The organism is Streptomyces anatolicus (genome assembly GCF_019400875.1).
GTDB lineage: Bacteria > Actinomycetota > Actinomycetes > Streptomycetales > Streptomycetaceae > Streptomyces > Streptomyces anatolicus.
Window position 1 is genome coordinate 1 of record NZ_WMBF01000620.1, and the last position, 3,270, is coordinate 3,270.

Sequence of the window (3,270 nt, forward strand, 5' to 3'; positions counted from 1 at the left end):
CACCCACCCCGCCCACGCGGACGCGATCATGTCGCGGACGTCCCGCTTGGCCGACCAGCCCAGTTCCCCGGCGATGCGGTCCGCGGCGGCCACCACGCGGGCCGGGTCGCCGGGGCGGCGGGCCGTGACCTCGGCGGGCGTGTCGTGGCCCGTGACCTCGTTGATGAGGTCGGTCATCTCGCGGACCGAAACGCCCTCGCCCCGGCCGATGTTGAGGGTCAGATCCGTGCCGGGCGCGGCCGACGCGAGCTTGCGGGCGGTCGCCACATGGGCCTCGGCCAGGTCGACGACGTGGATGTAGTCCCGTACGCACGTGCCGTCCGGGGTGGCGTAGTCCGCGCCGAAGACGCGGGGGGCCTCGCCGTCCGTGAGCTTCTCGAAGACCATCGGGACGAGGTTGAAGACGCCGGTGTCGGCCAGCTCCGGCGTGGCCGCGCCCGCCACGTTGAAGTAGCGCAGGGACGCCGTCGCCAGACCGTGCGCGCGCCCCACGGCCCGCACCAGCCACTCGCCCGCCAGCTTCGTCTCGCCGTAGGGGCTCATCGGCAGGCACGGCGTCTCCTCGGTGACGAGGTCGACGTCCGGCATGCCGTACACCGCGGCGGACGAGGAGAAGACGAAGGAGGGCACGCCGGCCGCCACCACCGCGTCGAGGAGCACCCGCAGGCCTTCCACGTTCTCCCGGTAGTAGTGCAGGGGGCGCTCCACCGACTCGCCGACCTGCTTCTTCGCCGCGAGATGGACGACGCCGGTGATCGCGTGGTCCTTCAGGGTGCGGGCCAGCAGCTCCGCGTCCAGGGTCGAACCGGTGACGAGGGGGACCCCCGCCGGGACGCGCTCGGCGATGCCGCTCGACAGGTCGTCGTAGACCACGGCCCGCTCGCCCGCCTCCGTCATGGCGCGGACGACATGCGCTCCGATGTATCCGGCGCCGCCGGTGATCAGCCAGGTCATGGTCGTCGAGTCCCGTCTTGTCGCGCGTACGAGGAGTGGGCCTGCAAGTCTCGCAGAGGGCGTGTACGGGGCGCGTCAGAGCCCCGAAGCACGCCGCGCGGCGTCGAGGGCGGACCGGACGAACCGGGCCGCGCGCCGCTTCACTACCCCGGCCACGCCCCGCACCCCGGGCGCGAGCCGCACCGAGAGGTTCCCCGCCTGGGTGGCGTACGGCTGGACGAGCAGGATGCCGCGCCGCCCGCCCGGCACCACCGTGCGCCGCAGCAGCCCGGGCCCGGCGACGGCCCGCGCGGTCGTGTCGCGTGAGGTCCCGTCGTCGAAGTGGAGCCGCAGCCGTACGTCCCACACCGCCCCGTCCAGCGCGCCGAGGTCGAGCAGGACCGTGGCCGTCCAGGTCTCGCCGGGCCGCTCCGGGGCGAACGCCGCCGTCCTGCGCAGACCGGGCAGGCCGCTCAGCCGGTGGACCAGCTCGACGTCGACGGTGGCGGGCCCCGCCTGTGCCACCCGCCCGTACAGCTCGCTCAGCCGCAGCACGAGCGGCGTGCCGCCCGCGCGCGGGCGCAGCTCGCCGTCGACCGCGAGGGGCAGCAGCCGCATGGGGCGTACGAGCAGATGCTCCAGGGTCACCTGGGGCAGGTCGGCCGCCCAGACCGGGGTGGCGTCGGATGCCCTCGGATACGGCGGGACGAGCCGGGCCGGGCGCGCCGCCACCTGCCGCAGCCGCGCCAGGTCGCGCGGCTCCTCGGAGGCGAGGACGACACGCGCGATGACGCGGCCGGGGGCGGGCGCCGCGTCGAGGTCGGCGTCGTCGAACGTCGTCAGGTACGCGCGCGTGAGCGACCACCACTCGCGCTGGTACTCCTTGCCGCGCGAGGGGAGTTCGCGGGCGTACATGCGCAGCCCGTGGTCGAGGAACTTGGCGCGGGCCGCCCGCGCGAGCCGTTTGCCCCCGGTGCCGCGCGCGTCCCGCAGGATCTCCACGGACTGGCGGTGCGCCTCCATGCGGGCCTGCCAGTTGGTGATCCCGGCACGGTCCAGGGAGATCGACAGCTTGGCGGCGGCGCGGCGCACATGCCACACGTACACCGTGTCGGGGACGAGCGCGATGCGCGGGCCCGCGGCGAGCACGCGCGCGGTGAAGACGAAGTCCTCGTAGATGAAGCGGCCTTCGGGGAAGCGGATGCCGTGCGCGCGCAGAAAGTCCGTGCGGTAGAGCTTGTTGACGCAGAGCGTGTCGTGGACGAGGCGGGTGCGCAGCTCGGGCCGGGCGACGAGCCGGGCCTTCGCGTACAGCTCGGGCTGCCAGGGCACCTCGCGCCCGGCGGGCAGTTCGCGGCGCACGCACAGGCCGGACGCGACCTCGCTGCCGTGCCGTTCGGCCGCGGCGAGCAGCGCGACGGCGGCGCCGGGCGGCAGCACGTCGTCACTGTCGAGGAACATCACGTACGGCGCGGACGCGGCGTCGATGCCGTCGTTGCGCGGGGTGCCGCAGCCGCCGCTGTTGGTCGCGCGGCGGAGCACCTTCACGCGGGGGTCCCGCTCGGCTAGGGCGGCAAGGATCTCCGCGCTGCCGTCCGTCGAGCAGTCGTCGACGGCGATCACCTCGCGGACGACGGGACCTTGGGCCAGCGCGGAGCGCACCGCGTCCGCGACGTGGGCCGCGTCGTCGTAGCCGATCACGACGACGGAGACCTGGGAGGCGGACGCGTTAGAGGTAGGCGGGTTCTGGGCAGTCGGCTGAGACAGGGTGCGGTCCACGGGGGAAATGTTAGTGGTTACTGGCAATTATCCGATTAGTGGGGCATTCGTGGTTGGATTCATGAGTGGATTCACGGGTGCGGCCGTGGCCCCTTGTGGGGCTTCTGGCCCGCCGGCCCGCCGACCCGCGCCAGCACCTCGCCCGTCCGCCGGCTCCAGTCGACGACCACCGCCTCCGGCGGCACCTTCTGGTCGCGGCTGAGCAGCAGCCACCGCACGTCGTAGCGGCGCACGATCGCCGTGCGCCGCGCGCGCGTGGAGTCGGGGGAGAGATAGGCGCGTACGGCCGCCAAGCGGCGGTTGCGCACGTCCTCGTCGAGCGAGGCGTCCGGCCAGGCGGGGGCGACGAGGTTGGCGCCGTGGCCGGGCACGGACCGCGTGGGCCAGTAGCCGTTGGTCAGGACGACATCGCCCCGGCGCATGTGCTCGACCGCCCAGCCGTAGCCGGGCCAGCGCGGCGGCTGGTCGAAGCCGACCGGGTCGAGCGCGCGCGGCACGACGGCGCCCGCCTGGATCTGGAAGAACCCCACGCAGGCCCCGAGCGCCGCCGCCCCCGCC

At 74.3% G+C, this 3,270-nt stretch carries 2 protein-coding genes and 1 pseudogene; all 3 read right to left on the minus strand.

What is annotated here, in order from left to right; translation table 11 throughout:
* A partial coding sequence (gene galE, locus GKQ77_RS30460) for a UDP-glucose 4-epimerase GalE (protein ID WP_219692351.1) occupies nt 1–954 on the minus strand: 954 nt, incomplete at its 3' end.
* A 75-nt stretch (nt 955–1,029) separates the two neighbouring features.
* Nucleotides 1,030–2,712: a glycosyltransferase family 2 protein gene (locus GKQ77_RS30465; protein ID WP_219692352.1), complete on the minus strand. Its 1,683-nt coding sequence runs from the start codon at nt 2,710–2,712 to the stop codon at nt 1,030–1,032.
* Between the two features lie 71 nt (nt 2,713–2,783).
* A pseudogene (locus GKQ77_RS30470) lies at nt 2,784–3,270 on the minus strand (hypothetical protein); the annotation flags it as partial.